This window comes from Paenibacillus sp. J22P169, from assembly GCF_059691995.1.
The window spans coordinates 210,701-236,148 of the sequence record NZ_JCAUAO010000005.1; the positions used below are offsets into that span (position 1 = coordinate 210,701).

General features: G+C 45.8%; 29 protein-coding genes and 1 pseudogene. 21 read left to right on the plus strand and 9 right to left on the minus strand.

Annotation, left to right across the window (positions count from 1 at the left end; genetic code table 11):
* The first annotated feature begins 130 nt into the window (after window positions 1-130).
* Window positions 131-1,633 carry an L-fucose/L-arabinose isomerase family protein gene (locus tag AC58QG_RS23385; RefSeq protein ID WP_497364528.1) on the plus strand — a complete coding sequence of 501 codons (1,503 nt, stop codon included), beginning with the start codon at window positions 131-133 and terminating at the stop codon, window positions 1,631-1,633.
* 278 nt (window positions 1,634-1,911) lie between these two features.
* Here AC58QG_RS23385 and AC58QG_RS23390 read toward each other — a convergent pair whose 3' ends face one another.
* Window positions 1,912-2,106, minus strand: coding sequence for a hypothetical protein (locus AC58QG_RS23390; protein WP_497364529.1), 195 nt, complete (start codon window positions 2,104-2,106; stop codon window positions 1,912-1,914).
* Window positions 2,107-2,318: 212 nt separating this feature from the next.
* Between AC58QG_RS23390 and AC58QG_RS23395 the strand changes: the two genes are divergently transcribed.
* From AC58QG_RS23395 to AC58QG_RS23405, 3 genes are all read left to right on the plus strand, one after another.
* A complete protein-coding gene (locus AC58QG_RS23395) occupies window positions 2,319-3,320 on the plus strand; it encodes an LLM class flavin-dependent oxidoreductase (protein ID WP_497364530.1) in 1,002 nt (333 codons plus the stop codon).
* Between the two features lie 611 nt (window positions 3,321-3,931).
* Window positions 3,932-4,147: a hypothetical protein gene (locus AC58QG_RS23400; RefSeq protein ID WP_497364531.1), complete on the plus strand. Its 216-nt coding sequence runs from the start codon at window positions 3,932-3,934 to the stop codon at window positions 4,145-4,147.
* A 189-nt stretch (window positions 4,148-4,336) separates the two neighbouring features.
* A complete protein-coding gene (locus AC58QG_RS23405) occupies window positions 4,337-4,810 on the plus strand; it encodes a GlcG/HbpS family heme-binding protein (protein ID WP_497364532.1) in 474 nt (157 codons plus the stop codon).
* A gap of 43 nt (window positions 4,811-4,853) precedes the next feature.
* Here AC58QG_RS23405 and AC58QG_RS23410 read toward each other — a convergent pair whose 3' ends face one another.
* From AC58QG_RS23410 to kduI, 4 genes are read right to left on the minus strand one after another with little or no spacing between them, the layout of a single operon-like run.
* Window positions 4,854-5,690, minus strand: coding sequence for a sugar phosphate isomerase/epimerase family protein (locus AC58QG_RS23410; protein WP_497364533.1), 837 nt, complete (start codon window positions 5,688-5,690; stop codon window positions 4,854-4,856).
* Window positions 5,691-6,443, minus strand: a complete 753-nt coding sequence (gene kduD, locus AC58QG_RS23415) for a 2-dehydro-3-deoxy-D-gluconate 5-dehydrogenase KduD (protein WP_497364534.1) — start codon at window positions 6,441-6,443, stop codon at window positions 5,691-5,693. It lies immediately after the preceding gene.
* Between the two features lie 50 nt (window positions 6,444-6,493).
* Window positions 6,494-7,249, minus strand: a complete 756-nt coding sequence (locus AC58QG_RS23420; RefSeq protein ID WP_497364535.1) for a DeoR/GlpR family DNA-binding transcription regulator — start codon at window positions 7,247-7,249, stop codon at window positions 6,494-6,496.
* A gap of 34 nt (window positions 7,250-7,283) precedes the next feature.
* A complete protein-coding gene (gene kduI / locus AC58QG_RS23425; RefSeq protein ID WP_497287853.1) occupies window positions 7,284-8,117 on the minus strand; it encodes a 5-dehydro-4-deoxy-D-glucuronate isomerase in 834 nt (277 codons plus the stop codon).
* Between the two features lie 206 nt (window positions 8,118-8,323).
* Between kduI and AC58QG_RS23430 the strand changes: the two genes are divergently transcribed.
* The 6 genes from AC58QG_RS23430 (at window position 8,324) to AC58QG_RS23455 (ending at window position 14,264) form a co-directional block, all read left to right on the plus strand.
* Complete coding sequence (locus AC58QG_RS23430; RefSeq protein ID WP_497364536.1) at window positions 8,324-8,488, plus strand: hypothetical protein; 165 nt, start codon at window positions 8,324-8,326, stop codon at window positions 8,486-8,488.
* Between the two features lie 127 nt (window positions 8,489-8,615).
* Window positions 8,616-9,524 carry an AraC family transcriptional regulator gene (locus AC58QG_RS23435; protein WP_497364679.1) on the plus strand — a complete coding sequence of 303 codons (909 nt, stop codon included), beginning with the start codon at window positions 8,616-8,618 and terminating at the stop codon, window positions 9,522-9,524.
* 107 nt (window positions 9,525-9,631) lie between these two features.
* Window positions 9,632-11,137, plus strand: coding sequence for an alpha-glucosidase/alpha-galactosidase (locus AC58QG_RS23440; protein WP_497364537.1), 1,506 nt, complete (start codon window positions 9,632-9,634; stop codon window positions 11,135-11,137).
* A 130-nt stretch (window positions 11,138-11,267) separates the two neighbouring features.
* A complete protein-coding gene (locus AC58QG_RS23445; RefSeq protein WP_056609861.1) occupies window positions 11,268-11,585 on the plus strand; it encodes a cupin domain-containing protein in 318 nt (105 codons plus the stop codon).
* Between the two features lie 71 nt (window positions 11,586-11,656).
* Window positions 11,657-13,513 carry a sensor histidine kinase gene (locus AC58QG_RS23450; RefSeq protein ID WP_497364538.1) on the plus strand — a complete coding sequence of 619 codons (1,857 nt, stop codon included), beginning with the start codon at window positions 11,657-11,659 and terminating at the stop codon, window positions 13,511-13,513.
* Window positions 13,506-14,264, plus strand: coding sequence for a response regulator transcription factor (locus AC58QG_RS23455; RefSeq protein WP_497364539.1), 759 nt, complete (start codon window positions 13,506-13,508; stop codon window positions 14,262-14,264). The genes AC58QG_RS23450 and AC58QG_RS23455 overlap by 8 nt, the downstream gene beginning before the upstream one ends.
* Before the next feature lie 41 nt (window positions 14,265-14,305).
* Here AC58QG_RS23455 and AC58QG_RS23460 read toward each other — a convergent pair whose 3' ends face one another.
* The 3 genes from AC58QG_RS23460 to AC58QG_RS23470 are packed head-to-tail and all read right to left on the minus strand — an operon-like array spanning window position 14,306 to window position 17,175.
* Window positions 14,306-15,334: a TRAP transporter substrate-binding protein gene (locus tag AC58QG_RS23460; protein WP_497364540.1), complete on the minus strand. Its 1,029-nt coding sequence runs from the start codon at window positions 15,332-15,334 to the stop codon at window positions 14,306-14,308.
* A gap of 45 nt (window positions 15,335-15,379) precedes the next feature.
* Entirely contained in the window at window positions 15,380-16,672 is a 1,293-nt protein-coding gene (locus AC58QG_RS23465; protein WP_497364541.1) for a TRAP transporter large permease, read from the minus strand.
* Window positions 16,672-17,175: a TRAP transporter small permease gene (locus tag AC58QG_RS23470; protein WP_497364542.1), complete on the minus strand. Its 504-nt coding sequence runs from the start codon at window positions 17,173-17,175 to the stop codon at window positions 16,672-16,674. The genes AC58QG_RS23465 and AC58QG_RS23470 overlap by 1 nt, the downstream gene beginning before the upstream one ends.
* Window positions 17,176-17,321: 146 nt before the next feature.
* Between AC58QG_RS23470 and AC58QG_RS23475 the strand changes: the two genes are divergently transcribed.
* From AC58QG_RS23475 to AC58QG_RS23505, 7 genes and pseudogenes are all read left to right on the plus strand, one after another.
* Complete coding sequence (locus AC58QG_RS23475; RefSeq protein WP_497364543.1) at window positions 17,322-18,065, plus strand: SDR family NAD(P)-dependent oxidoreductase; 744 nt, start codon at window positions 17,322-17,324, stop codon at window positions 18,063-18,065.
* Window positions 18,066-18,091: 26 nt separating this feature from the next.
* A complete protein-coding gene (locus tag AC58QG_RS23480; protein ID WP_497364544.1) occupies window positions 18,092-18,739 on the plus strand; it encodes a ThuA domain-containing protein in 648 nt (215 codons plus the stop codon).
* Between the two features lie 75 nt (window positions 18,740-18,814).
* Window positions 18,815-19,141, plus strand: a complete 327-nt coding sequence (locus AC58QG_RS23485; protein ID WP_497364545.1) for an L-rhamnose mutarotase — start codon at window positions 18,815-18,817, stop codon at window positions 19,139-19,141.
* Between the two features lie 293 nt (window positions 19,142-19,434).
* A pseudogene (locus tag AC58QG_RS23490) lies at window positions 19,435-20,240 on the plus strand (prenyltransferase).
* Between the two features lie 29 nt (window positions 20,241-20,269).
* A complete protein-coding gene (locus tag AC58QG_RS23495; protein ID WP_497364546.1) occupies window positions 20,270-20,998 on the plus strand; it encodes a DUF6081 family protein in 729 nt (242 codons plus the stop codon).
* Between the two features lie 119 nt (window positions 20,999-21,117).
* On the plus strand, window positions 21,118-21,876 hold the full coding sequence (locus AC58QG_RS23500) for a C1 family peptidase (RefSeq protein ID WP_497364547.1): 759 nt from the start codon (window positions 21,118-21,120) through the stop codon (window positions 21,874-21,876).
* Window positions 21,877-21,902: 26 nt separating this feature from the next.
* On the plus strand, window positions 21,903-22,043 hold the full coding sequence (locus tag AC58QG_RS23505; RefSeq protein ID WP_497241912.1) for an N-acetylmuramoyl-L-alanine amidase: 141 nt from the start codon (window positions 21,903-21,905) through the stop codon (window positions 22,041-22,043).
* 169 nt (window positions 22,044-22,212) lie between these two features.
* Here the strand turns inward: AC58QG_RS23505 and AC58QG_RS23510 are convergent, their stop codons facing one another.
* Window positions 22,213-22,419, minus strand: coding sequence for a DUF1657 domain-containing protein (locus AC58QG_RS23510; protein ID WP_497364548.1), 207 nt, complete (start codon window positions 22,417-22,419; stop codon window positions 22,213-22,215).
* 146 nt (window positions 22,420-22,565) lie between these two features.
* Here AC58QG_RS23510 and AC58QG_RS23515 point away from each other — a divergent pair, with 146 nt between their 5' ends.
* From AC58QG_RS23515 to spoVAE, 4 genes are read left to right on the plus strand one after another with little or no spacing between them, the layout of a single operon-like run.
* The gene (locus tag AC58QG_RS23515; protein ID WP_497364549.1) at window positions 22,566-23,474 is read left to right on the plus strand and encodes a DUF421 domain-containing protein; all 909 of its coding nucleotides are present in this window, start codon (window positions 22,566-22,568) and stop codon (window positions 23,472-23,474) included.
* A 24-nt stretch (window positions 23,475-23,498) separates the two neighbouring features.
* Window positions 23,499-23,969 (plus strand): stage V sporulation protein AC, encoded by a 471-nt coding sequence (gene spoVAC / locus AC58QG_RS23520; RefSeq protein WP_171635171.1) that lies wholly within the window; start codon window positions 23,499-23,501, stop codon window positions 23,967-23,969.
* A 4-nt stretch (window positions 23,970-23,973) separates the two neighbouring features.
* On the plus strand, window positions 23,974-24,993 hold the full coding sequence (gene spoVAD / locus AC58QG_RS23525; protein WP_497364550.1) for a stage V sporulation protein AD: 1,020 nt from the start codon (window positions 23,974-23,976) through the stop codon (window positions 24,991-24,993).
* Window positions 24,990-25,340 (plus strand): stage V sporulation protein AE, encoded by a 351-nt coding sequence (gene spoVAE, locus AC58QG_RS23530; RefSeq protein ID WP_056609845.1) that lies wholly within the window; start codon window positions 24,990-24,992, stop codon window positions 25,338-25,340. Before spoVAD ends, spoVAE begins: the two co-directional genes overlap by 4 nt.
* Window positions 25,341-25,448 lie beyond the last annotated feature (108 nt).

Here is a 25,448-nt window from a genome sequence, read left to right on the forward strand (position 1 = left end):
ATAAGGGAAGCCTCCCATTAAATCGCAAGATTCTATTATTTTTAACCAAGATCCTTGGATGATATCTATATTGTAAGCCATTACAATAGGTTTATAAAGTTATTATTTATGATTGAATGGAGATGTATAGATGTCCATATACCCAGCAATAAAAGCAAGCCTTAAGCCGCGAATTGGGTTGTACTCCGTAGGACTTCGAGCGTATTGGGAGCAGTTCCCTGGCTTGAAAGAACGTTTGGAAGAATACGGTCGTTTCATTGAGAAACGAATGTCCGCATGGGCAGATGTGTATTACTTTGGTCTTGTCGATACGGAAGGGGAAGGGCGGAAAGCAGGCGAATGGCTGAGTGAGCGCCAGGTTGACCTTGTATTTTGCCATGCAGCCACCTACTCCACGAGCTCGACGGTTCTGCCGATTCATCAAATATGCAAAGCGCCTGTTGTGTTTCTCAATTTACAGCCAACAGCAAGACTTAATTATGAGCTATCGACGACAGGGGAATGGTTAGCGCATTGCGGTGCTTGCCCTGTCCCGGAGTTCGCTAATGTGTTCAATCGAGCGGGTATTCCATTCCGAGTTGTGAATGGCATGCTGGGGCTGGATTATACGCCAGCTATCTCATTAACGGATGAAGTGACACATGAGCGTCGTGAAGCGCTGCGTGCGTGGAAGGAGATCGAAGAATGGGTTAGGGCAGCAGGAGTACCTAGAACCATGCAGCATAGCCGCTTCGGTTTCTTAGGTAATACTTATAGTGGCATGCTCGATATGTATAGTGACTTTACGATGATTTCCGCGCAAACAGGTATTCATGTGGAAGTGCTTGAGATGTGTGATCTGGACCGCATGCTGCGAGAAGTGACGGCACAGGATGTGAAGCGGAAGCTGGATGAACTGCATGACATGTTCCAAATCAGCGGCGACTCACCTTCGGATCCGATTGCTAAGAAGCCAACCGAAGAGCAGCTGGAGTGGTCATGTCGGGTAGCTGCAGCACAAGAGAAGCTTGTGCGCGCCTATGATTTAGACGCCTTGTCGTACTATTACCACGGTGCGCCGGGTGGTGAATACGAGAAGATGCAAGGCGGCTTCATTGTGGGTCACTCGCTGCTCACGGCGCGTGGCATTCCTTGCTCCGGCGAAGGAGATCTGAAGACGGCTGTCGCGATGAAAATCAGCGATATTCTCGGCGTCGGCGGCTCCTTCTCGGAAATCGTCGTCGTGGATTACATCGACGAGACGATTCTGCTAGGCCATGACGGGCCATTTCATATCGCGATTTCCGAAGGAAAGCCGATTTTGCGCGGCATGGGGCTGTATCACGGCAAGCAGGGCACAGGCGTGTCTGTTGAAGCGAAGGTGAAGACCGGCGCGATCACGACGCTGAACGTGACGCAGACCGGCGATGGCAAGCTGAAGCTGATCTCTAGCGAAGGGGAGTCCACGAATGGACCGATTATGAAAATCGGCAACACGCAGACGCCGGTGAAGTTCCGTGAGCACCCGGATGCGTACATGTCGCGTTGGTTTGCGGAAGCGCCAACGCATCACTGCGCCATGTCCATCGGGCACAATGCGTCCCAATTTCAGAAGGTCGCAGAGCTGATGAAGCTGAAGCATGTGATTCTGTAGCAGATGTGGCAGTGAGTTAGTCGAAGTAATCGACTAACTAGTGTGCCAGTGGAGCAATCCGCCTCGAGTTAGTATGTAAACTAGATAATTCCGAAGAACTCGCACTCGGACAGAGAAAAGAAGAAAAAAACGCAACCGTCCCAAAAGGACAGTTGCGTTTTTTTTCATCCACGTATTTAGCCGCCGTAGGACAGATGCTAGTGGGTGCTGGAATTATTTTTTGTCAAGTAAAAGTCCAGTTTGTTCGTATAGCCACATTCGTGGAAATGCGCTGTTAGTTAATTTTGCGGAAAGGGGGACAGATCTTCGGGTGATTCAGAACTTTCTGTCATATCAATGTAATGATCGATTGAATCTAAGACCTGACTAAGCGGCGATTGCGCAAATATAATACGATCCGCATGAATAGCGTTATAGGTACTGTCATCTTTGTTAATTTTGAATCCTCTATAATTCTCGTAAATTGTTTTCATAGCAATCTCTCCCTCACTTGGATGTATATAATAAAATAACATCTAATGGATATGTTTGGTAGAGGTGTAAAATAAGAGATTCTGTCAAATTATGAATGTTAAAGTGATTTTCTCATTAATTCACGTGGAATGGAGACGATAGAAGGAGAGTTGGATGCGATTTTTGCTATTCTGTGCTCGCGTATGTTACAGTTAGGTGGAGGTGATGACTTGTGTTAAAATTAAGTATTTTGGATCAATCACAAATTGGAGAAGGTCGTAATGCGGCGCAAACGTTAGCTGAGACGACCGAACTGGCTCAAGAAGCAGATCGTATTGGTTATAGCCGCTTCTGGGTATCGGAGCATCACGCCTCACAAGCCTTGGCGCATTCGAGTCCTGAGGTTCTGATCGCGCATTTGGCTGCCAAAACAGAACGCATTCGACTAGGCTCGGGTGGCATCATGATGCCCCATTATAGTGCCTATAAAGTTGCTGAAAACTTCCGATTGCTGGAGGCGCTTCATCCCGGTCGTATCGATGTTGGGTTAGGCCGAGCACCAGGCGGGATGCCTATATCCACGCGTGCGCTGCAAGAGGGTAAATATACAGGTGTTGACCAATACCCGCAGCAAATCGCTGATTTGACGGGTTATTTATATGATTCATTACCGGCGGGACACAGGTTCGCCGCGTTGCATGCATCGCCGATTATTCCGACGGCTCCGGAAATTTGGCTGCTTGGCTCCTCCTATGACAGCGCAAGAATTGCTGCTGATCAAGGGGCGGCATTCGGCTTCGCGCAATTTTTCGGGAACGCGGATTGTGAGCAGGCGCTGCGTATTTATCGGGAGCATTTCACGCCGTCCATCTTGAATGAGAAGCCGCACTCCTTAGCAGCTGTGTTAGTCATCTGCGCGGATACGGAGGAAGAAGCGAATCAACTGGCACTTAGCACGGACTTATTCTTCTTGTCTTTGGGTCGCGGGATGCTGCTGCCGTCGTTCCCGTCGGTGAATACGGCGCTCAATTACCCGTATACGGAAAATGACTACGCCATGATTCGAAATGGTCGCCACCGGCGGATTGTCGGTACACCGAAGCAAGTGAAAGAACAGATCTTGAAGCTGAATGAGGCTTATCAAGCGGATGAAATCATGGTCGTCTCACCGATTCATAACATCGAGGCGCGTTTGCATTCGTATCGATTGCTTGCGAAGGCGTTTGAGCTGTAGTGGTTGAATGAGGGGATGCTCCCTTGTCAAACAAGCCATCCCCCTCCCGCCACGCCATTAACTGGAAAATGTACAGCTAGTTTCGCCGGGTTTGCTTGAAAATGTGGAATAACTGGATTTCATGTAGCTAATTTCAGAGAATTGGCTTCATTTCAGCCATACTGTGAAAATTAGCTGTAAGTTTTCCAGTTATTCTCATTAATTAGCGATTATGTGTGAAATTAGCTACATGTTTTCCATTTATTTTGCAGAGGGAGTGTTTGGAGGTAAGTTGTAGCTGTCTAGTGGGCAGAGGGAGTGTTTGGAGGTAAGTAGTGGCTGTCTAGTGGGCAGAGGGAGTGTTTGGAGGTAAGTAGTGGCTGTCTAGTGGGCAGAGGGAGTGTTTGGAGGTAAGTTGTAGCTGTCTAGTGGGCAAAGGGAGTGTTTGGAGGTAAGTAGTTGCTGTCTAGTAGGCAGAACGAGTAGTTGGAGGTGCCTTGCGCCGAATCCTTATTCAACTTTTTCCATGTCTCTAACGTCACGTCGCATCCAGTTAGCTCCATTGTGAAACCTGTATTTGCGTTTTTTGGCAACTGCTATTACACTTAAACAAAAAACGGTGGAGTGGTGGCATGAGTAAGAATCGCGTATGGAACAAAGGAAAACGGAATGGTGGAGGCGGTCCTGCACCTGGCACAGGGTTTAAAGAGAAGCTTGCAGCAGAGCAGCCTTTCAAAGCTGAAGTAATTGATCTTTCGAATCCGATTAATCAAGTGAAGCGCATGAGTCGTGAGAACTGGGTAGAACGACCAGTCCGACCAGCTCGTGAGCAACAGTCTAATAAGTAAGCAATCCCGAAGAGCCTATCTATTCTCATTCCAAGGAGAATAAGTAGGTTTTTTTTGTGTCAAAATCCTCACCAGCTAGGAATAGATACGACTTATTTCGCCTATTGCTCCATATAAATGAAAAATGTGACGAGGTTGAATATGATAAGTACCTTACGGAGGGAGTTTCGACAAAGGAGGCTATACATCATGAGATCCGTATTGAAGCTAGAAATTGAGGAAGCGAAGGTGATGATTGCTGCTGGTATTCAAGCTGCGAAGGAAGCGAAGGCAGCAGAAACAATTTGCATTGTTGACGAGGGTGGTTACTTGTTGGCGTTGGAGCGAATGGACGGAGCGCGCAACACGAGTCCTGAACTGGCGATGGCGAAAGCATTCACAGCGAGCGGCCACAGACGATCGACGCACTTGTTCAATCAGCCTGGCGGGCCTGCGACGATACACGGGGAAGCTTTTGGGATCCACGCCATGATGCCGGGGAAGTTTGCGATTTTCGTAGGCGGATTCCCCATCGTGGTGAACGGTCAAGTCATCGGCGGAGTCGGTGTCAGTGGAGGGGCAGGCGAGGAGGATATTGCAGTTGGTGTGGCGACATTGAAGGCGCTTCAGCAGCATCTCGGAGATCAATTCGAGGTGCTAACGGATGCGGATATTAAAAAATAAAAAGACCCCGACATGTCACCTAAGTGAGGAGTCGGGGTTCGTTTCATTTTATAAGTCCTCTTACATACGTAAACGCTTCTTCAATCGTATGATCTTGGAGTCGCTCTAACGAAATGTCGACACCAGGCTTATGCGAGTGAAGCTTTGCTAAGAAGGAGGCTGTCTCGAATATACCTTTACCGGACGGAATTTCATTCTTTTGACCATTGTCCACGACGTAATCCTTCAGATGAGTCAGCACAATTCGGCTGCCAAAAGTTGCGAAGGCATGATCTAAGAAAGCTTCTTGATCTTGCGGCTCAACCACAGTTGGCGGGAGCAAATTAACTGGATCGAAAACGACTCCCAACGTGCTGGAAGGCACTTCTTCTAGGATTTGCGCCATTTTCTCCGTACTGGACAACGTATGTGTGAAAACAGGCTCTAATCCGATATGAACGCCCCAACGCTCGGCTTCTTCAGCTAATTCCTCAACCGTTTGCTTCAGGATGGACCATCCTCTGGCCTCATACCCGTTAGCATCCTCCGCAAGATACGTTGTCAGATCACCCGTCTCAGTAGCCACGATGGACGTTCCGAAATCACGTGCGTAACGTAAATGCTCCTTGAATCTATCAATTTCATAACGACGCTGCTGCGGATCGGGATGAATGGGATTGATGTAACAACCGAGCACACCAATCCGCACGCCAGCGCGATGAAATTGCTCACCAATGTGATTGGCAAGAGCAGGACTTAGTTTCCCAAGACTTAAATCATAATCGTTAATCGCTTTACTGAGTGCTAATTGAACGAAGTCGATGCCTCGACCGCTTAGCTTCGCAGTCAGTTCCTTCAAGGGCAGATGACCGACGGTGTGAGCGAGTGTCCCGATTCCCATCTACCTGGCCATCCATCCGCCGTCCACGCAGAGCACGTGTCCGTTCATATAATCAGAAGCGTTAGAAGACAAGAAGACAACAGGGCCTTTCAAATCCTCTGGTGAACCCCAACGACCTGCTGGAATACGCTCGGTGATTGAAGCTGTACGTTTCTCATCTTTGAGAATAGGAGCCGTGTTATTCGTCGTCATATAACCTGGGGCAATGGCATTAATTTGAATGCCTTTTCCAGCCCATTCGTTCGCTAATGCTTTCGTCACACCTGCAATCGCATGCTTACTTGCTGTGTAGCCAGGCACGTTAATTCCGCCTTGATACGTCAGCATGGAAGCAATATTGACGATTTTACCGCTGCCGCGTTCGATCATATGACGACCAATCAACTGGCAAAGGAAGAAGGCCGAGTTCAAGTTCAGGTCAATAACATCGTGCCAATCTTGACGTGCGTGATCAACTGCTGGTGTACGACGGATAATACCCGCATTATTGACTAGGATATCGATGCCGCCGTAAATACCAATCGCTCTAGCAACAACATCCTCTAGGATGTCTTCATTGCTAAGATCTGCCGCGATAAGCTCAGCTTTGCCGCCTAATGCGCGGATCGCTTCAACGGTTTGAACGCTTTCAGAAGAGGATACCGCAATCACGTTCGCGCCTGCTTCTGCAAGTCCGATTGCCATGGCTTGACCTAGGCCGCCTGAAGCGCCAGTTACGAATGCTGTTTTTCCCGAGAGATTAAAAAGTGTCATAACGTACTCCTTTTCCAATTAAGCGATTTAGTGGTTATAAAATGGATCTGTTACTGCGTTTCAATGCGTATGCCCGTTTCGCGGAACTGCGAAGCCGTTTCCTCAGATAAGCCGCTATCGGTCAAAATCATGGCCACCTCAGATAAGGAAGCGAAGGTTCGCAGAGCACATTGTCCGAACTTGAAGTGATCAATAACCCCATAAACGGTTGCGCTCGAGCCGATTAAAGCACGCTTATATTCAACAAGATCATTCGTGTAAATGGTAAAGCCGTGCTGCAAATGCACGCCAGTTGCAGAAATGAACGATTTCTGAATGTTGAGGCTACGGACATACTCTACGGCTTCTGGGCCAGCAAGCATGTTACGCAGACGATAGCCGCCTGGAACGACTAGTCGAATCTCATCCTTATGAACAAGCTCAGAGATGATATAGAGATCGTTAGTTACAACGGTAAGCGGCTGATTATCCAGCCGCCTAGCGATTTCAAGCGTTGTAGAGCCGCCATCCAGCGCAATGATGTCGCGAGGCTGGATGTATCGGAGTGCGAGGGACGCAATCTCCGATTTTTTGTCGGCATGCTTGATATTCGGTTCTTTCGCGGAAAGTATGCCTAGCTGATCACTTTGAGCTAGCATAGCACCGCCATGAATGCGGATAAGCAGCCCTTTTTCCTCCAGCTTGGCTAAATCCTCGCGAATGGTTTTTCCTGTTACTTCAAGTCGTTCACTCAGCTCATTCACGGTGACTTCTTTCTGAGCGAGTAGAACTTCCATAATCGTTTCATATCTACGTAGAGGATTCATCGGGTTTCATCCGTTCTTTAAATGGGATTACCGATTATTTCAAATCTTGCATTGCTACAGCGTCCATATCGTTGAACATTTGGTTTTCGCCAGCCATGCCCCAAATGAATGTGTAGTTGTTCGTTCCAACACCACTGTGGATGGACCAGCTTGGTGAAATGACAGCTTGCTCATTACGCATAACAACGTGACGCGTTTGTTGCGGTTCACCCATCATGTGGAAGACAACGGCATCTTCTGGCATGTCAAAATAGAAGTAAACCTCAGAACGACGGTTGTGCGTATGAGTTGGCATTGTATTCCACATGTTGCCTGGCTTCAATAGCGTCATACCCATAACAAGCTGGCAGCTTTGAATGCCATCCAAGTGGATGTATTTATAAATTGTACGCTCATTGGAAGTGTTGATGCTGCCTAGGTGAGCAGGCGTTGCTTCACTAATTGCAACTTTAACAGTTGGGTATGTTGTGTGAGCCGGTGTGGAGTTGAAGTAGAACTTAGCTGGGTTTGCTGCATCATCGCTGGCAAAGGAAATTTCTTTGGAGCCAAGACCGATGTAGATACAGTCTTTGGAATCCATCGTGTATGCTGTACCATCAACTGTGATTGTACCTCTTGCTCCAACATTGATAATACCGATCTCACGGCGCTCTAGGAAGTAGTCTGCAGCCATTTCTTTGCGATCAGCTTCTAATTGAAGTGTTTCCGTAGTTGGCAAGACGCCACCGATAATGAAACGGTCAACGTGTGAGTAAACTAATGTCACTTGGTTTTCTTTAAATAAGGACTGAATTTGGAACTCAGCTTGTAGGCGTTCAGTGTCAAATTGTTTAACTTCATTCGGGTGTGAGGCATAGCGGATATCCATGGATTAATCTCTCCTTAGAGTTGGTTTATTTGTGTTGATATGCGTTCATATAGGTTTAATTTACTTCATATCGCCGATTTAGGCAAGGAGATCTTGTGTGCTTTTTCGGAAATTTGGGAAGTTGTGAATAAAGTTAGCTAAATATGTACAAAACAAACAAACGAGTGAAGATTAATATGAGAACAAGAAATAGGAGGAGCATTCAAATGGACAAAAGTCACTATTTTGATCGTGTATGTAATGATACAATTCCAACTCTGCCAGATGAGGAAGATACTACTCCGACGGATATGTTGAGTGAGGCTGTTGAAAAAATTATGGATAATTTAAGTCACCCATTTTCGAATGATGATTATACGGATCGAGACTAACTGAAACGCTGTGGTAAGCTTACATACCAGTAGAAGCATCCGAATCCCTTCCATTAGGAAGGGATTTTCTTTTTGAAGACAGGGGAGTACAATGACTCTAAGACCGGTAGGAAGGGAGCTCCCGATGATGCAAACGACACGTCTGTTTCCAGCTTTATTGGCGGAATTCCCCTGCCATCCGCAGGTGGTTGCTTATTATTTTAAACAATGGCAAGGCTTTCATATGCCCTTTCACCTACATGATGCTACAGAGATTATGTATACCATACAAGGCTTTTGTGATGTCGAGATTCAGCTGTCCCCTGCTCGCACCGAAAGGGTGAGATTGAAGAAAGGCGAATTCATTTTGCTTAATGCGAATGTGGCTCATCGACTTATTGTGGAGGACGATGAGCCATGTCGCATGCTGAATGTGGAGTTTCGCTTTACAGTGCATCAAGGCGTGACGCCCTCACTTCAACAACTTGCCGCGGAAGAAAAACAACTTTACACGTTATTGGATGTTCAAAGCGCTTACTTAGTGCTGCGTGATCCAGATGAAGTCTACCATGTGATGAAAAGCCTGGTGCTAGAGTTAGATAAGCCGACTGACAAAAGTGAGACGATGATTCAATTGTTGATAGCTCAGCTGCTGATCCGAATTGCTCGTTTGCGCCGTGAATCCGTAAGCAGCAGTTTGGTACAAAGCGAATGGTACGTGAAACAAAGCATGGATTACATGCATCAGAATTACGATCGCGAGATCCAAGTGAAGGATATTGCTGGAGCTGTGAATCTACATCCGGGCTATTTACAGCGAATATTCAAAACAGTGACAGGCCAAACGCTGATGGCTTATTTAACGGAAATTCGAATGGAAAAAGCACAAATGCTGCTGCTCGAAACAGACATCCCGATTGCGGATATTTCCGATTATATCGGGGTTGGCAGCAGGCAGTATTTTCACATGTTATTTAAGGCACATACCCATCTAACGCCAACGGATTATCGGAAATCTATGAATACGCACAAACATTTGTATCCAGAAGGAAGTTAGGATTTTTGACATTTGGTGAACAATGAGGTTAGAAATTTGATAACGTTTTCTCTCTTTTGCTTGGTACAATGTGAAGCATAGACGAAGTGATAGAGAGGGCGATAGATATGGCATTTAAGGTGGCATTCATTGGAGCAGGAAGTATCGGATTCACACGTGGACTACTTCGGGATTTATTAGCTGTACCTGAATTTCATGACATTCAAGTGGCTTTTACAGACATTAATCCACACAATTTAGAGATGGTGACGGAGCTTTGTAGGCGGGATATCCATGAGAATGGCTTATCGATTCAGATTCAAGCAACGACAGATCGCAGGGAAGCGTTAGAGGGAGCGAAATACGTGCTGTGCACGATACGTGTGGGTGGTCTCGAGGCTTTTGCAACTGATGTGGACATTCCTTTGAAGTATGGTGTGGATCAATGCGTAGGCGATACATTGTGTGCGGGTGGCATCATGTACGGACAGCGTGGAATCTCCGAAATGCTGCGCATCTGTCAAGATATTCGCGAGGTTGCTGCACCTGATGTCACATTGTTGAATTACGCAAACCCTATGGCTATGTTGACTTGGGCTTGTAATAAGTACGGCGGCGTCCGCACGATTGGCCTCTGTCACGGTGTTCAGCATGGCCATCATCAAATCGCGAATGTTTACGGGTTGGATAAGAAAGATGTAGATATTATTTGCGCAGGAATTAATCATCAAACGTGGTACATCCAAGCTTCCCATAATGGGAAAGATTTAACCGCAGGGCTGCTAGAAGCATTTGAAAATCATGCCGAGTATGCCCGAACAGAGAAGGTTCGAATCGATATGCTGCGCCGCTTTGGCTACTATAGCACGGAGTCTAATGGACATTTGAGTGAATATGTTCCTTGGTATCGGAAGCGGGCCAGTGAAATTCAGGATTGGATTGATATGGGGTCCTGGATTAATGGTGAAACAGGTGGCTATTTACGTGTGTGCACGGAGGGGCGCAGCTGGTTTGAAACGGATTTCCCGAACTGGATGAAAGATTCAGCATTCGTCTATTCGAGCGAGAAGCGCAGTGAAGAGCATGGTTCCTACATTATCGAAGGCCTAGAGACTGGACGCGTCTATCGGGGTCATTTTAACCTAGTCAATAAAGGGGTTATCTCGAATTTACCGGATGATGCCATTATCGAAGCGCCTGGCTATGTCGATCGCAACGGTATCTCGATGCCGCATGTCGGTGATCTACCTTTGGGACCAGCGGCGGTGTGTAATGTGAGCATCTCTGTTCAACGGTTAGCAGTAGAAGCGGCTGTTAACGGCGATGATAAGCTGCTGCGTCAAGCCTTTATGATGGATCCCCTTGTTGGAGCTGTCTGCAATCCGAAGGAAATTTGGCAAATGGTTGATGAAATGTTGGTCGCGCAAGAGGCTTGGCTGCCGCAGTATGGTACTGCGATTGCTGAGGCTAAACAGCGTCTTGCAGCTGGGAATCTTATACCGACGCGCGACTATAAAGGAGCAGCCCGTGTGAAGGTGAAATCGGTTGCTGACATGCAGCAGGATCGTGAAGCAGCGAACAAGAACGCTGGGGAAGCTGACAAAGGTAAGGATCGAGCTGCAACAAACGCGTAAGGTTCATTTATTTTCAAGTATGTTCATTTGGGTGCTTTTCAGCTATAATTAGAGGGTAAGTGAAGGGCCGCTTGCGGTCCTTCTTTTTTATTCTCATGGAAGCGTTTGAATGACGAAAGGGGAAAGTCAGATGTCTAATATTGGCGTATGGGAAGCAGCAGAACCAGGGGTTACTCGCTGTATTTTGAAAGCTGAGGTAGGTTTAATGATGATGGAGGTTCACTTTGAACCTGGTGCCATTGGTTATCAGCACAGTCATGTACATGAGCAAATGTCGTATTGCTTGAAGGGTAAAATCGAATTTACAATCGATGGCGTCGTTACAGTAATTGAACAAGGCCAAACGGTTTACATACCTAGTGGAGCAAAGCATGGGGTTACAGCATTGGAAGACTCTGCACTCTTAGATGTATTTACACCGATTCGTGAAGACTTGGTGAAAAGATAACCAGTTGCTCCTGCAACTGGTTTTCCTTTCTTTAGAAATGAATGCGATTACATGGGAAGTTGAGGGGGCTGATGATGCGAAAAAGAGGCCGAAGAGCTTGGATTTGGTTTTACCGAAGCTTATTTTTACGTGATCGTCCACTGACGGTTAAATTACTCGTGTATTCAGCTATGTTGGTAGTGATTCCGCTGTGTGTAGTCGGTTTTATTTCCTATCAGAAATCGTCCGAGGTGCTCCGGGAAGAAGCAAATTTAAGCAATGAACAAATTATTGAACAGGTAAAGCTCCACATTGAATATTACATACGTGATTTCGAAATTGATTCGATTCGGATGCAGAACCATCCTGCAATGCAGCAGTTTCTGCGGATGACGAGTGAGCAAGAAGTGAACGAATCTCATATCCGCGAACCGTTGATGCAATTATTTCACGATACCGCGTATTCTCGCTCGGATATTTCACGCATCATGCTTGTCATGGAGGACAAGGCCGTATTAGATACAAGCTTTAACAAGAACGTCACACCAGCTATTGAATTAATACAAGAGCCTTGGTTTTCCAACGTTCCTGCCAATAGTGATATTCGACTCATTATCCGTCCTCCTTCGCCTCGTTATGAGCTTGAATATGTGCCTGTACTCTCCATCGTGAAGAGGTTAGTTAGTCCGAATACATTGGAGCCTGTCGCAACCTTGATCATGGAAGTGAATTTCAAACGCATTCAAGAAATTGCAGATCGCGTTACGATTGGTCGAACCGGTTATCTTTCCATCATCGATCCAACAGGTCACTATATGTATTCACCAGCCTACGAGGAGATCGGGCAACTGGCTGAGCTCGAACAATTACCGATCATTCTCACACAAGAAAGCGGCTCCTACCAAGCGGCGACAGGAGATAAACCGTTCTTTACATGGAGCAAGTCATCTTACCTGAATTGGCGACTGGTTACGATGATTCCAGAATCCGAATTAACGCATGGCACGCAATTTATCAGGCAAACCATTTGGTGGACAGTTGTCGTGACGCTGCTTGTCGCCTATTTAATCGGTATTGGGTTTGCTACAAGTATTGTTCGACCGATCAGATCGCTTCAATATTTCATGAAAAGAGTGAAAGAAGGGGACTTTGGGTCCCGTGTAGATATTGAATCCAAGGATGAAATCGGGCAATTAACGAATGATTTTAATAAAATGGTTGAAAAGCTGCAAGTACTCATGGATGAAATTTACTATTCAGAGCTTCGTGAGAAGGATCTGCAGCTGCGGCAGAAAGAAACTGAGCTGAAAGTGCTGCAGTCACAAGTGAATCCACACTTTTTGATGAATGCGTTAGAGACGGTGAGAGGCATGGCGTTGGAGCGGGATATGACTGATATCTCTGTGTTGGTTGCTTCACTCGCTCGACTTTTACGCTACAATTTGAATCATGCTGGGGCTACCATTTCAGTCCAACAAGAAATTCATATCTGTGACATGTACTTACGTATCCAGCGTTATCGGTTCCCAGATAAACTCACCTATTCGTTTCAAACACCAGCATGGGCGGAGACTCAGTTGATTGCTAAGTTTGCTCTACAGCCACTGGTTGAGAATTGTGTCATTCATGGCATGGAGACAAGTGATAAGCCCGTACATATTGATATTTCCACGAATCGTTATGATGATCAGCATTTTGTAATAGAAATAACAGATACTGGAACAGGAATACCCGCAGATAAACTGAGATCTCTCCAGCTCGATTTACGCCAAAAGGATATGGTTACTGCGGTGTCACAGATCGGCATAGTGAATGTACATCGACGAATTTCTTATTTATTCGGGGATGAGGCTGGCCTTGAACTGGAAAGCAGCGTTGGAGCAGGAACCATAGTTAGGATTAAGCTGCCGCTGAAAGTACAGGGTAAGGGAGGTGGTAGTGATGTATAAAATCATTCTAGTCGATGATGAGAAATGGGTCCGTGTTGTGCTGCGCAAAGCCGTTGAGCAAACTAAGCTGCCAGTGGCGATCATGCAGGAATGCAGTAATGGCTTAGAGGCATTAGATGCACTTCATCACCATCAAGCAGATCTTGTCATCTCTGATATCAAGATGCCGATTATGGATGGGATTGGTTTGGCGGAGCAATTGGCGCTCAAGTCGGTGAACTTGATTTTGGTTAGTGGGTATGATGATTTTCAATTTGCCCAGAAAGCGATTCGGTATGGGGTGAAGGATTTTCTGCTCAAGCCTGTGGAAACGGAAGCGATGGAAGATTGTTTGCGGAGGTGGATTCAAGCACGAGAGACACAGGAAGAGGTTGCTCGGGGAGATGCTTCGATTGCAGATTCGGACGAACTTTCTGCCATAGCTCGCGTGCAGCAATTTGTCGTTGCCAATGTTCATAAAGAGATTTCGTTGACCGATGCGGCGACGCTGGTTCATCTTAATCCTAGCTATTTAAGTCAGCTGTTTAAGCAGCAAACCGGAGGCAAGTTCGTTGATTTTGTGATTGAAATGCGAATGGAAGAGGCGAAAAGGCTGCTTATGAAAACTTCTCTGCGTGTTTCTGAAATTGCTGAAAGACTGGGATATACAGATATTTCTTACTTCAGTACCACGTTTAAGAAGATAACCACGTATTCACCCTTGGAATATCGCAAAAGTGGCGGAATACCCAAAGAAAAAGGATACATGTGAGGTGCAGTTCACCTCTCATGTATCCTTTTCTCTTATTTGGGCTATTTCTTCGCTTTCTCAATCGCTTCTAGCGTTTCTTTATATTCGCTGCGATATTTCTCGATAACAGGCTTCACGGCATCTTGCCAAGGCTTCAGGTCGGAAACATCCGTAATCGTAACTCCGGCTGCTTTCACTTTGGCTTCAGAATCCTTCTCGAATTTCTCCCATTCTGCCTTTTGTGTTTTGACGGATTCCTGAGCTGCTTTCTTAATCAAATCTTTATCTGCATTTGAAAGCTTATCCCAGGCTACTTTGGAAATCAGTAAAACTTCTGGAACACGTTGGTGCTGGTCTAGAATGAGATTTTTCGCTTGTTGGAAATGATTTGAAGAGAAATAGCTTGGATAATTGTTCTCTGCGGCGTCGATAATACCCGTCTGCAGAGCATTGAATACATCGCCATATGGCATTGGTGTTGCATTTGCGCCTAGTGCAGCCATAAGATCAATATTTACTTTATTTTGAATGACACGGATTTTGAGACCCTTGAGATCGGCCAATGTTTTGATCGGTTTCTTGGAGTAGAAGTGACGCGCTCCGGAGCTGTAATAAGCAAGTCCCTTCATGCGGGAGCTCTCCAAGCTGTCCAGGAGCTTCGTACCTTGCTCACTCTCTAGGAATTTCCATTGATGAGCGTCATTGTCGAAAATATACGGCAAGCTGAACACCTCGTATTGCTTGTTAAAGCCGCCAAGCGCTCCTGTGCTGACACGTGTAAATTCGATGGCTCCGAGCTGAACTTGCTCGATTACCGCTTTCTCTTCACCTAGTTGTGAAGCGGGAAATACATCGATTTTGATGCGACCGTCCGATGCTTGATTGACGAGCTCTGCGAATTTCTTATCGCCAATCGTGGTTGGATAATCCGCTGGATGTGTTTCAGCTAAACGGAAATTCAATTTAGGTCCATCGCTTTTTTTCGTTGTTGAATTTGAGCTGGTTGTCGTTGTGCTGCCGCAAGCAGTGAGTAATAGACTTGCACCAATCACAGTGCTAAGCATGGACAGATATTTTCTTTTTATATTCATTTTGGTATTCACCCTTTTTCGGAAAGTTTGATAAATCTATTTCAGCTATTTCAGTAGATTAGGCAGCCACATGACGAGGCCTGGTATATAGGTTAGAATCATCAGCACGACACACATGACGTAGAAGAATGGCATCATCGCCTTCGTGCCTTCCGATATCGAAATGTTGCCTATCGCCGATCCAACAAACAGGACGGTGCCGACAGGCGGAGTCAGAAGTCCAATGCCTAAGTTTAACATCATAATGATGCCGAAGTGAACAGGATCCATGCCAAGGGCAGTCACGACGGGGAGCAGAATAGGTGTCATAATGAGGATGAGCGGTGCCATATCCATCGGAGCGCCTAGTACTAATAGAAGTACATTGATAATTAACAAGATGATGATGGGATTATCTGTCACGCCAAGCATCCAATCGGTTAACATGCCAGGAACTTTGAGAAAGGCAAGCACATAGCTAAAAGTAGCCGAGGCTGCAATTAAGAATAGGACCATGGATACCGTTCGAAATGTTCTTTTCAGGATGACCCACATACGGCTAATTGGTATATCCCGATAGACGAGAAACGTTAAGATGAAAGCATATAAACAGGCTAATGCGCCGCTTTCCGTTGCTGTAAACCATCCAGTGAATATGCCGCCGAGGATGATGACGGCAGTCAGAAGCGACAGGAGACCGTCTCGGACGATTTTTGGAATATCACGTAAAGGAACCGTTTCACTCTTGGTATAACCGCGTTTGATCGCGATGATATAGCTAGTAACCATAAGTGACACACAAAGAATCAAACCTGGGACTATGCCTGCGAGGAATAGAGACGCAATGGAAATACCGCCGCCTGCTGCAAGGGAATAGAGGACAAGGTTATGACTCGGTGGAACAACGACGCCTTGGATAGCAGCAGAAACCGTGACACCTACGGCATAGTCTGTGTCATACCCTTTCTTTTTCATCATGGGGATCATAACAGAGCCTATAGACGAGACATCGGCTATTGCGGAGCCTGAGATGTTGCCAAAAAACATGCAAGCTACACAGTTAACCATGGCAAGGCCTCCACGTATGCCCCCGACAAGAACCTGTGCGAGATTGATAAGACGAAGCGCCATTTGTCCTTCGCTCATAATTTGGCCAGCAAGAATGAAGAAGGGAATCGTTAACAGCGAGTAGGAGTTCATACCCTGAATCATGGTTTGGCCAACAGTTGCAAGTGGAACTTTTAAGTAAACAAGCGTAAGTAGTGATGAGCCCGCCAACGCTAAGGAGATCGGAAATCGTAGGACGATCAGACCAACGAAGGTGACACATAAGATGAGAATGGCAATGGTCGAGTCCATTAGTGGGTGCCTCCTTCCTGCATGTTGACATGCCGTTTCGTATCAATGCCAAAGAGCTGCAAAAGTGAATAAGCGCAAGTCATGACGCCAGTGATTGGCATAATGACATATAGCGTGCTGTTGGGCAGACCTGTTGCTGGCAGTTCGGATTCATGCATCATGACAGTGAAATCCCAACCATATAGCAGGAGATAGACACCAAATGCGAGAATAGTGATTTCAATGAGCTTATCGAGCGCTTTGTTGATTGGGGCCGGAAGCTTATGCGTGAAGGAATCAATCCCAAGATGAAGCTTTTCTCGAAAACCAATCGCGATTCCCATGAATGAGAACCAAACGAGCAAGAGCATGGTGACTTCTTCGGACCAGAAGAAAACGAAATTGAATAACTTGCGTGTCATAACCTGAGCGGTGACGATGATGATCATACTCAGTAATCCAATAAGAGACGCCGACTCGATGAATGTATCGATACCAAGTGCCAATTTTCGTAATAATCGCATAGTGAAACGGACCTCCTTTCTCTATTTGTAAGTGCTTCCATTTGCGATATCTTAAGTATAGCGACCCATTTGTTTGGCAGGTACGCCATAGTTTTTAGTTTTTTTTGTAGTTTTTTTAGAATTGTTATTTGGGAGAGGTGAACGAAATGTCACAAATGGCATCCAAACAGCCGCACAAAATCGCTTGTGTTACAGGTACGGATCGGGGAATTGGTCTAGCTCTGACGCAATTCTTATTGCGGGAGGGGTTTACTGTTTTTGCAGGAGGCATTCAGGCGAACAATATTGATCTGACTAGGCTTGGTGAGGCGTATCCTGGTCAGTTATATGCTTTCCACTTGGACGTCGGCTCGGATGAAAGTGTTCAGGAAGCTGCTGCGTTCATCCGAAGCAAGACTGATAAGCTGGATCTGTTAATCAACAATGCGGCAATCCTTGGCGACACGACGAAAACGGTTGAAGACGAGCTTGATTTTGACGAGATCCAGCGTGTTTACAATGTATCTGCACTTGGCGCCATTCGTATGTCGAATCAGCTCATTGAGCCGATCATGCGCGGCGGGAAGCTGATAGTCATGATCTCATCAGAGGCTGGAAGCATTGGGAATAGCCACCGCGATGCGTGGTTCGGATACTGCATGGCCAAAGCCGCGCTTAACATGGGCTCCACGATCATTCATAACAAAATTCGTCTCAAAGGCGGGCGAGTACTGATTCTTCATCCGGGATGGGTTAAAACGTATATGAGCGGCACCTGGAATGACGCGGGTACGTATACAGCGGAGGAATCGGCATCTCACATCCTGAGTAAGATTGACATGTATAAGGATGAACTCGAAGAGATGCCCATTTATTTGGAGGCAGACACCGGCAAACGGTTGCCTTGGTAAGAAATGACGAGGAGGACGTGAATTAGATGAATGAGCTAACGAGGGTACGATTGATTGGTGATATAACGGATGCGCCTTGGCATCCATTAGAGCCTGCGAGACAGGAACTAGAGTCGATTCTTAAGACGGAATATCAACTCGAAGCAACCGAGGATTACCACGCATTTGAAACGTTGGAGCAGGATGAATTCTCACTCTGCTTGTCCTATACGGACTGCTGGAATCGAGATCTAACGGCAGCGCAAACCGCGGGTTTGTTAAGATTCGTTTCAGGTGGCGGAAGCCTGTTGGTCATCCACAATGGTATTTCTATTCAGCGTAGTTATGAGCTTAGACAGATGATGGGGGCTAAGTTTACAAGTCATCCACCCTATCAATCGCTTCACTATGTTCGGACGATAGAGGAACATCCACTTCTGGAAGGCGTTGGAAACTTTCAGCTGGATGAGGAGCCTTATATGTTTGATTTTGATCCAGTTACACCAAGAAATGTGTTCCTGTCGTACGAGTATGAAGGGGTGCAGTACCCAGCAGCATGGGAACATCGTTATGGTCTGGGGAGGGTAGTTTATCTGCAGCCAGGCCATCATGCCCCGTCTTTTCAATCTGAAGCCTATAGAAGATTAATATTGAATAGTGTGCGTTGGTTGACGAAGATAACATGTGAAGATTAGCATTGACTGCCATTAGGTGACAAAGTAAAGTGAAGTTAGCAATCTAACATTTGGTAAAAGAAAGGGTAGAACCTGATGCAAAATAGTGGGAAATTTGCTTGGACTTGGACGATTCGTGAGGAAGTACTGGAAGAGTATGTTGAGATGCATTTAGCTCCATGGCCAGAAATTATGGAAGAGCATAGTAAAGCAGGCATACGGGATTACTCCATTTTTCAAAATGGCGCCCAATTCTTCTATGTATTCTTGTGTGATGATTTAGAAGCTGCTTTCAATTATCTTGCTGAGAGCGACGCATGTAATCGGTGGAATGCCATTACGTCCAAAATGGTCGTAGGTTCATTCGACTTCCGTGAAGCGGTGCCAATTACTCCGATGCGCGAAGTATTTTATCTAAAATAGAAATAGAGTTAAAGGATCACTAGAGTTCATTCTAGTATCCTTTTTTTATTTCTCCGACAATTTACCAGAGCTGGTAGACCGTGGTTCCGAGGGAATAGAAACTCACTTGAAGTACTAGAAAGATTGGGATAGTATGAGGTGCAGAGTATTTTTTGAAAGGAACGTGAGAGATGAATAACCTAAACCTTACTCTATTAATGAAAGCATCGCGATTTCGGGTTATTCCAGTCATGATCATTCCCGTCCTATTAGGTGGACTGGGAGCCATTGTGTGGAACGATACATTTCATCCAATGCTATTTGTGCTGACCTTCATAGGGTCAATTGCAGCACATCTATTCTCAAATATGATTAATGACTTATGGGATTTTCGAAATGGAATCGATACGGCAGCTAAGGAAACGGCCTCTACGATTTCAACAAATTCAGGATTTCTGGCAAATGGCATTATTGCAGAACGAACGTTTAGTTTTCTAACGTGGTCACTGTTTGCGGTTGCTCTTATTTGTGGACTTATACTAAGTATTAGCAGTGGTTGGCTCGTACTCGTGTTTGGCGGTTTGGGCGCCTTGATTGCCTATTTTTATGTGGCGCCGCCTATTAAATTCGGATACCGTGGGAAAGGCTATAGTGAGATTGCTATTTTGCTATCTTTCGGTGTTTTACCTACGTTAGGCAGTTATTATGTGCAAACGATGCAGGTTGATTATCGACCGATCCTACTATCTTTGCCCATTGGTTATTGACGACATTGATACTATTCAATCATCATTTCCTTCATTGGCAAGCGGACCAAAGCGTTGGTAAGCGGACGCTAGTTGTGGTTTGGGGCGAGAAGCGAGCACTGGTTTTCTCCAAATTTCTATTCGTATTATCTTACGTAGCATTGATAGCTTGTGTACTCATTGGCGTGTTCCCTTACTATGCCCTACTTGCTTTACTAACAGCCGTTCCATTTTATCGCGTCTATCGTAATTTGAAGTCAGAGAATCCTTCACCAGCCTATTTGCCATTGATGGGTGCTTCGCTAAAAGCAACCATTAGAGGCGGCATGATTATGATGCTTGCCTTGGTGGTACAAGCTATCTTTCAATCATAAAATACACACACGAAGCGAGGTCATAAGCGATGAGCAAGCAATTTACAATTGGTGATTTTCACACGATCCTTTCGGAAGGCGAAGTATGGAAAATAGGTGGCTTCCCAATGCCGGACGGCTCTTTCTGGGAATTCAGAGAACCGAATGCGACGATTATTGTTAGAAACGGTATTCTATACGCGCGTGCGCCGCTTAGCCGCAAAAATGATTATGTACAATTTCTAGATAACGCAAAGCATATGTATTATTCGGCTCAAGATGTTGAAGTGCCTGAAGAAGGCGAAATTTCGTTCGAACTGCAAATCCGAGCACGTACGCAAAACACGGAACCTAATGATCTATATGATGGATTCGTTTCATTGAATTTACTTGATTTCACAACAGGTGCAGCGCTGGATTTCTTCGCTGGCAATGATAAATATGCGAGTGTTTATGCGGTACTTCCTTTCCCAGGTGTACAGGTTCCTGAGACAGATAAGACGCGCTTTTTCTGTATTTTCAAAGAAGAAACGAATTTCCAGCCGCGCGAATTTAACACATACAAAATTACGTACCACCGTGGTAACGACGAAGTCATTTTCTATGTGAATGGTGAAGAAGTACGTCGTGAAAAGAACGTGCCAATCAAATTCAATCGCTTCACAGTCGCACTAGGTATGATGACGGAGAAGGATTTGACGCCGCAAGGAAGTGTTTCCCTTCACGGACAAACGATTATTGGCGAGTGGTCGCCTGTTACGGTTACGATAACGGAATAACAACACATGACCGAAAGAGCTCGGACTTCATTATCTGAAGTCGGGCTCTTTTTTGCACGCTCCTGCCTATGGGTGAATACACTGGATTACTCAGCGATTAGGTTTCTTAGGAGGTACACATGCGGAAATATACAGTGAAAAGAGACCCTCGCGATTTCCGTGATTTCACATACAGGAGTGTCAATTACATCCGGGAATCCCAGTTGCCCAAGAAAATCGATTTGCGTAACAAACTCTCTCCTGTCGTAAATCAGGGTTCGTTAGGATCGTGCACTTCGAATGCAATTGTAAGTGGACTTCGTGAATTTTGGCTGCGAACCGAAGAAGAGAATACAACGCGTTTATCGCGGCTTTTTCATTATTGGCATGAACGTGAGTTAGAGAATACGGTTAATCAAGATGCAGGGGCTACGATCCGTGATGGGCTTAAAGTACTGCATAAAACCGGCGTTTGCCCAGAGGATGCATGGCCGTATAAGATTGCAAATTTTAAAGATACCCCGAATTATCAAGCGGAATCTCTTGCTAGATATTATCGTATTGATGGATATCATCGCATCCATGATCTAGCAGGGTTGAAGGCGGCTCTTGCCGATGGATCTCCGGTTGTATTTGGTATATGGCTTTATTCATCTTTCGAGAGTAAGACGGCTTCACAAACAGGCAAAATCCCCTATCCCAATCGGAAAAAGGAAAATCTTCTGGGTGGTCATGCGTTGCTTGCAGTTGGCTATAAGGATGGTAAGCAAGCAGGACAGGGTGTCATTATAGCGCGTAACTCATGGGGAAAAGCATGGGGGGACGCAGGTTATTGCTACCTGCCATATTCTTTTTTCAAAAATAGTAAGTTGACCTTTGATTACTGGACTGGCAAATAATAAGAAAATAAAGGAGGCCTGTTGCGATGTTAAGTGTAGAAGATGCGAATAAGATTATTGCCTTCTTATCAGCCGCCTATTTCGCGACCTCAGACGCGGAAGCAAGGAAGGAATTTAATCGCTTAGCGAATGAAGTGAGGAAGGCTTCAGGACAGCCGTTACAATGAGTGTATCCAAAGGAATCTCAACGAAACGAGGGGCGGCTCTCATGCCAAAGGACCAGCTGATCGTACTCATTCTCATTTTATTTGTCTTGCTAATCTTATTTCTATGTTTGTTTTTATGATAAGGATAAAACAACAGCCGCTGCGATTCGTCGCAGCGGCTGTTTCGTGTTCAAAATCCTTTGTATTGTGGCTCTTCATTCTCTAATTGCTGGACCCGAGAGGACACTTGATCCACGATTTGCTGGGTCGATTGGGCAGCTGTCTCATATAATTGCTTGGCCTCTTGATTCTCTGTGCTAAGTGCGAAAGTTTCAAGACTGGCTTGGGCACTTTTTAAAGATGCTAAGGTAGTTTTAACTTGTGATGCTACTGTCATGTCGTAAACACTCCTCAATTGTGATCATGGATAAGTACAATTGGACTCCATGTGCGCTTCGGTTAGCGGTTGTTAATATGCCCGCATTGTGAAAGGCTCATGTTAACAAATAAATCCAATTTAGAGCAATAATAGTTAGGGTTCAAATGGCACATAATGTAGATATTGAAAGCTGGAGAAGGGGGAGGAATGATGTGCCGGACTGGATACTTATTGCGATTCGAGCATTAAGTACCTTGATGTTTCTGTTTGTAATGACGCGGATTCTAGGTAAAAAACAAATTTCTCAGCTCACTTTCTTTGAATATGTCATTGGCATAACGCTTGGGGATCTGGCGGGGAACATCTCGACCGACGTCGAAGCAAATTATTTACATGGTGTTATCGCGATTCTAATATGGGTGCTTGTGCCATTAGTGCTGGAAATATTGACGTTAAAGAGCAAGACCCTTCGAGTCTGGTTTGAAGGCAATGGCAGAGTTCTCATTAAGGATGGCAAGATTTTAGAAGGTAATTTAAAAAAGGAACGCTATACAGGTGATGAATTACTCGAGCAGTTGCGTACGAAAGGTGTATTTCGGGTGGCGGATGTGGAATTCGCGATGCTGGAATCCAGTGGTGATTTGAGTATTCTTCTGAAGAGTGAGAACCAACCATTAACGCCAAAGCATTTAGGGCTAAAGCTGGCCATAGAGAAACCGACTCAAGCCGTTATGATGGACGGTGTTATTCAAAATGAGGCCTTAGCTGCAGCTGGTAAAAGTAGAGGCTGGCTGCAAGCTGAGCTTGAAAAGATGGGTGTGGCGAAAGAAAATGTTTTTCTTGGACAGGTCGATACGCATGGTGAATTAACCGTTGACCTTTTTGATGACAAAATAGTTCTACCGGCATCTACCGAACGACCTGCCGTACTTGCGTGCTTGAAGAAATGTGAAGCAGACCTAGAGTTGTACTCATTAACGACGAACAATTCTGAGGCTAAACAAATGTATGAAGCATGTTCCATTCAGTTAACTCAAATTATCCAGCAGGTACATACGATTCTCAGAGCTTAGGTTTTGAGGGAATAGGAGTAAGTCATGCCTAACAACAAGAAGAAAAACTTAACAATGACACAGCAGGAGTACCAAAAATTAGCCAAGCAGCAAGAGCCTAAACGACCTGTTCTCAAAAATTGTGGCAGAGCCTTTCTAGTAGGTGGGACCATCTGCTTAATCGGTGAATGCTTTATGCATATGTTCATTAATTACTTTGGTTTTACAGAGAAGACCGCCGGCAACCCGACCGTTGCTGTCATGATTATTATCTCGGTGATCTTAACAAGCTTTGGTATTTACGACAAAATCGCACAGTGGGCTGGTGGCGGAAGCTCTGTCCCGGTTACCGGCTTTGCGAACTCTCTCTGTTCCGCAGCTATTGAGCATCGTGCTGAGGGACTCGTTCTCGGTGTTGGCGGTAACATGTTTAAATTAGCGGGTTCTGTCATCGTTTTCGGAACAGTGGCGGCCTTTTTTGTAGGGATTGCACATCTGATCTTCACGGGGGGCTGACGAGATGCTGAAGGGACACCAAAGCTGGCTTTTTGAAAATCGGCCTGTCATTCTTTCAACAGGCACTGTTGTGGGTCCTGATGAAGGAAAAGGACCGCTCAATGAAGATTTTGATATTGTCCATGGTGATTTGACACTTGGTCAAAAAACGTGGGAAAAAGCAGAGAAAGCGTTGCTGGAGGAAGCTGCTCAGCATGCACTGGCGAAAGCCGGTCTCACCGACGGCCAAATCCAATTCTATATTGGAGGCGATCTGATGAATCAGATTATCTCCAATACCTTCGCAGCGCGGACGCTAAATATCCCGTATCTCGGTATATTTGGTGCTTGCTCCACATCCATGGAAGGGTTGGCGCTAGCCGCTCAACTAGTGGACTCTGGCGCAGCCAACTATGTTATGGCTGGCACATGCAGCCATAACTGCACGGTGGAGAAGCAATTCCGTTATCCAACGGAATATGGGTCGCAGAAGCCGCCGACGGCGCAGTACACCGTCACTGGCGCGGGCGTCGCCGTGCTTGGGAAGACCGGTGACGGCCCGGTTGTCACCGCGGCCACGATCGGACGAGTCGTGGATATGGGGATCACGGATCCGTTTAATATGGGCGCTGCCATGGCGCCTGCCGCTGTCGATACGATTCAAACGCATTGCCGCGAATTGAATCGCGATCCCTCCTATTACGATCTTATCGTGACGGGGGATCTGGCCGCGGTAGGGAGCAGCATTGCGCGTGAGCTCTTTCACAAGCATCAATTCCCAATCGAGCAAACAACCTATAATGATTGCGGATTAATGATCTTCGATCGCGAAACGCAAACAGTTCAGGCGGGAGGCAGCGGTTGCGGTTGCTCTGCTACGGTTACTTATGGGCACTTGTTGAAGCGTATGGCTAAGGGGGAACTGAAGCGAATCCTCGTTGTTGCGACAGGAGCCTTACTTTCACCGCTTTCATTCCAACAAGGTGAGAGCATTCCGTGCATCGCACATGCTGTTTCCATAGAGTCTGGAGGTCTATACGTATGAGCTTTTTTTGGGCATTTGTTGTTGGAGGAGCGATCTGTGTGCTCGGACAACTCATGATGGACGTTGGCAAATTAACGCCAGCCCATACGATGAGCACGCTAGTTGTCCTTGGTGCCATCGCAGATGGTTGTAATTTATATGAACCACTGATTGCATTTGCTGGCGCAGGTGCTACCGTGCCTATCACGAGCTTCGGGAATGCCCTTGTTCACGGGGCTTTAGAGGAGCTCCATAAGGAAGGGTATATAGGTATCATTACAGGTATTTTCAAGGTGACCAGCGCAGGGATATCTGCTGCGATCATTTTCTCTTTCTTAGCCGCCTTGTTTGTGAAACCTAAAGGGTAGAGCTTTGCAAATGACGCCGAAAGGCGTCTTTTTCTATTTCATGTACTTAATCGCGCTAGGGGGGATTGATGTTTAACTGGAAAAAATATATTTAATTTCATGGGTTCC

Coding starts and splice junctions, on each gene's coding strand:
- AC58QG_RS23385 (WP_497364528.1), top strand. CDS start 131: ATGTCCATATACCCAGCAATAAAAGCAAGCCTTAAGCCGCGAATTGGG.
- AC58QG_RS23390 (WP_497364529.1), bottom strand. CDS start 2,106: ATGAAAACAATTTACGAGAATTATAGAGGATTCAAAATTAACAAAGAT.
- AC58QG_RS23400 (WP_497364531.1), top strand. CDS start 3,932: ATGAGTAAGAATCGCGTATGGAACAAAGGAAAACGGAATGGTGGAGGC.
- AC58QG_RS23405 (WP_497364532.1), top strand. CDS start 4,337: ATGAGATCCGTATTGAAGCTAGAAATTGAGGAAGCGAAGGTGATGATT.
- AC58QG_RS23410 (WP_497364533.1), bottom strand. CDS start 5,690: ATGGGAATCGGGACACTCGCTCACACCGTCGGTCATCTGCCCTTGAAG.
- kduD (WP_497364534.1), bottom strand. CDS start 6,443: ATGACACTTTTTAATCTCTCGGGAAAAACAGCATTCGTAACTGGCGCT.
- AC58QG_RS23420 (WP_497364535.1), bottom strand. CDS start 7,249: ATGAATCCTCTACGTAGATATGAAACGATTATGGAAGTTCTACTCGCT.
- kduI (WP_497287853.1), bottom strand. CDS start 8,117: ATGGATATCCGCTATGCCTCACACCCGAATGAAGTTAAACAATTTGAC.
- AC58QG_RS23430 (WP_497364536.1), top strand. CDS start 8,324: ATGGACAAAAGTCACTATTTTGATCGTGTATGTAATGATACAATTCCA.
- AC58QG_RS23435 (WP_497364679.1), top strand. CDS start 8,616: ATGCAAACGACACGTCTGTTTCCAGCTTTATTGGCGGAATTCCCCTGC.
- AC58QG_RS23440 (WP_497364537.1), top strand. CDS start 9,632: ATGGCATTTAAGGTGGCATTCATTGGAGCAGGAAGTATCGGATTCACA.
- AC58QG_RS23445 (WP_056609861.1), top strand. CDS start 11,268: ATGTCTAATATTGGCGTATGGGAAGCAGCAGAACCAGGGGTTACTCGC.
- AC58QG_RS23450 (WP_497364538.1), top strand. CDS start 11,657: ATGATGCGAAAAAGAGGCCGAAGAGCTTGGATTTGGTTTTACCGAAGC.
- AC58QG_RS23455 (WP_497364539.1), top strand. CDS start 13,506: ATGTATAAAATCATTCTAGTCGATGATGAGAAATGGGTCCGTGTTGTG.
- AC58QG_RS23460 (WP_497364540.1), bottom strand. CDS start 15,334: ATGAATATAAAAAGAAAATATCTGTCCATGCTTAGCACTGTGATTGGT.
- AC58QG_RS23465 (WP_497364541.1), bottom strand. CDS start 16,672: ATGGACTCGACCATTGCCATTCTCATCTTATGTGTCACCTTCGTTGGT.
- AC58QG_RS23470 (WP_497364542.1), bottom strand. CDS start 17,175: ATGCGATTATTACGAAAATTGGCACTTGGTATCGATACATTCATCGAG.
- AC58QG_RS23475 (WP_497364543.1), top strand. CDS start 17,322: ATGTCACAAATGGCATCCAAACAGCCGCACAAAATCGCTTGTGTTACA.
- AC58QG_RS23480 (WP_497364544.1), top strand. CDS start 18,092: ATGAATGAGCTAACGAGGGTACGATTGATTGGTGATATAACGGATGCG.
- AC58QG_RS23485 (WP_497364545.1), top strand. CDS start 18,815: ATGCAAAATAGTGGGAAATTTGCTTGGACTTGGACGATTCGTGAGGAA.
- AC58QG_RS23495 (WP_497364546.1), top strand. CDS start 20,270: ATGAGCAAGCAATTTACAATTGGTGATTTTCACACGATCCTTTCGGAA.
- AC58QG_RS23500 (WP_497364547.1), top strand. CDS start 21,118: ATGCGGAAATATACAGTGAAAAGAGACCCTCGCGATTTCCGTGATTTC.
- AC58QG_RS23505 (WP_497241912.1), top strand. CDS start 21,903: ATGTTAAGTGTAGAAGATGCGAATAAGATTATTGCCTTCTTATCAGCC.
- AC58QG_RS23510 (WP_497364548.1), bottom strand. CDS start 22,419: ATGACAGTAGCATCACAAGTTAAAACTACCTTAGCATCTTTAAAAAGT.
- AC58QG_RS23515 (WP_497364549.1), top strand. CDS start 22,566: ATGGCACATAATGTAGATATTGAAAGCTGGAGAAGGGGGAGGAATGAT.
- spoVAC (WP_171635171.1), top strand. CDS start 23,499: ATGCCTAACAACAAGAAGAAAAACTTAACAATGACACAGCAGGAGTAC.
- spoVAD (WP_497364550.1), top strand. CDS start 23,974: ATGCTGAAGGGACACCAAAGCTGGCTTTTTGAAAATCGGCCTGTCATT.
- spoVAE (WP_056609845.1), top strand. CDS start 24,990: ATGAGCTTTTTTTGGGCATTTGTTGTTGGAGGAGCGATCTGTGTGCTC.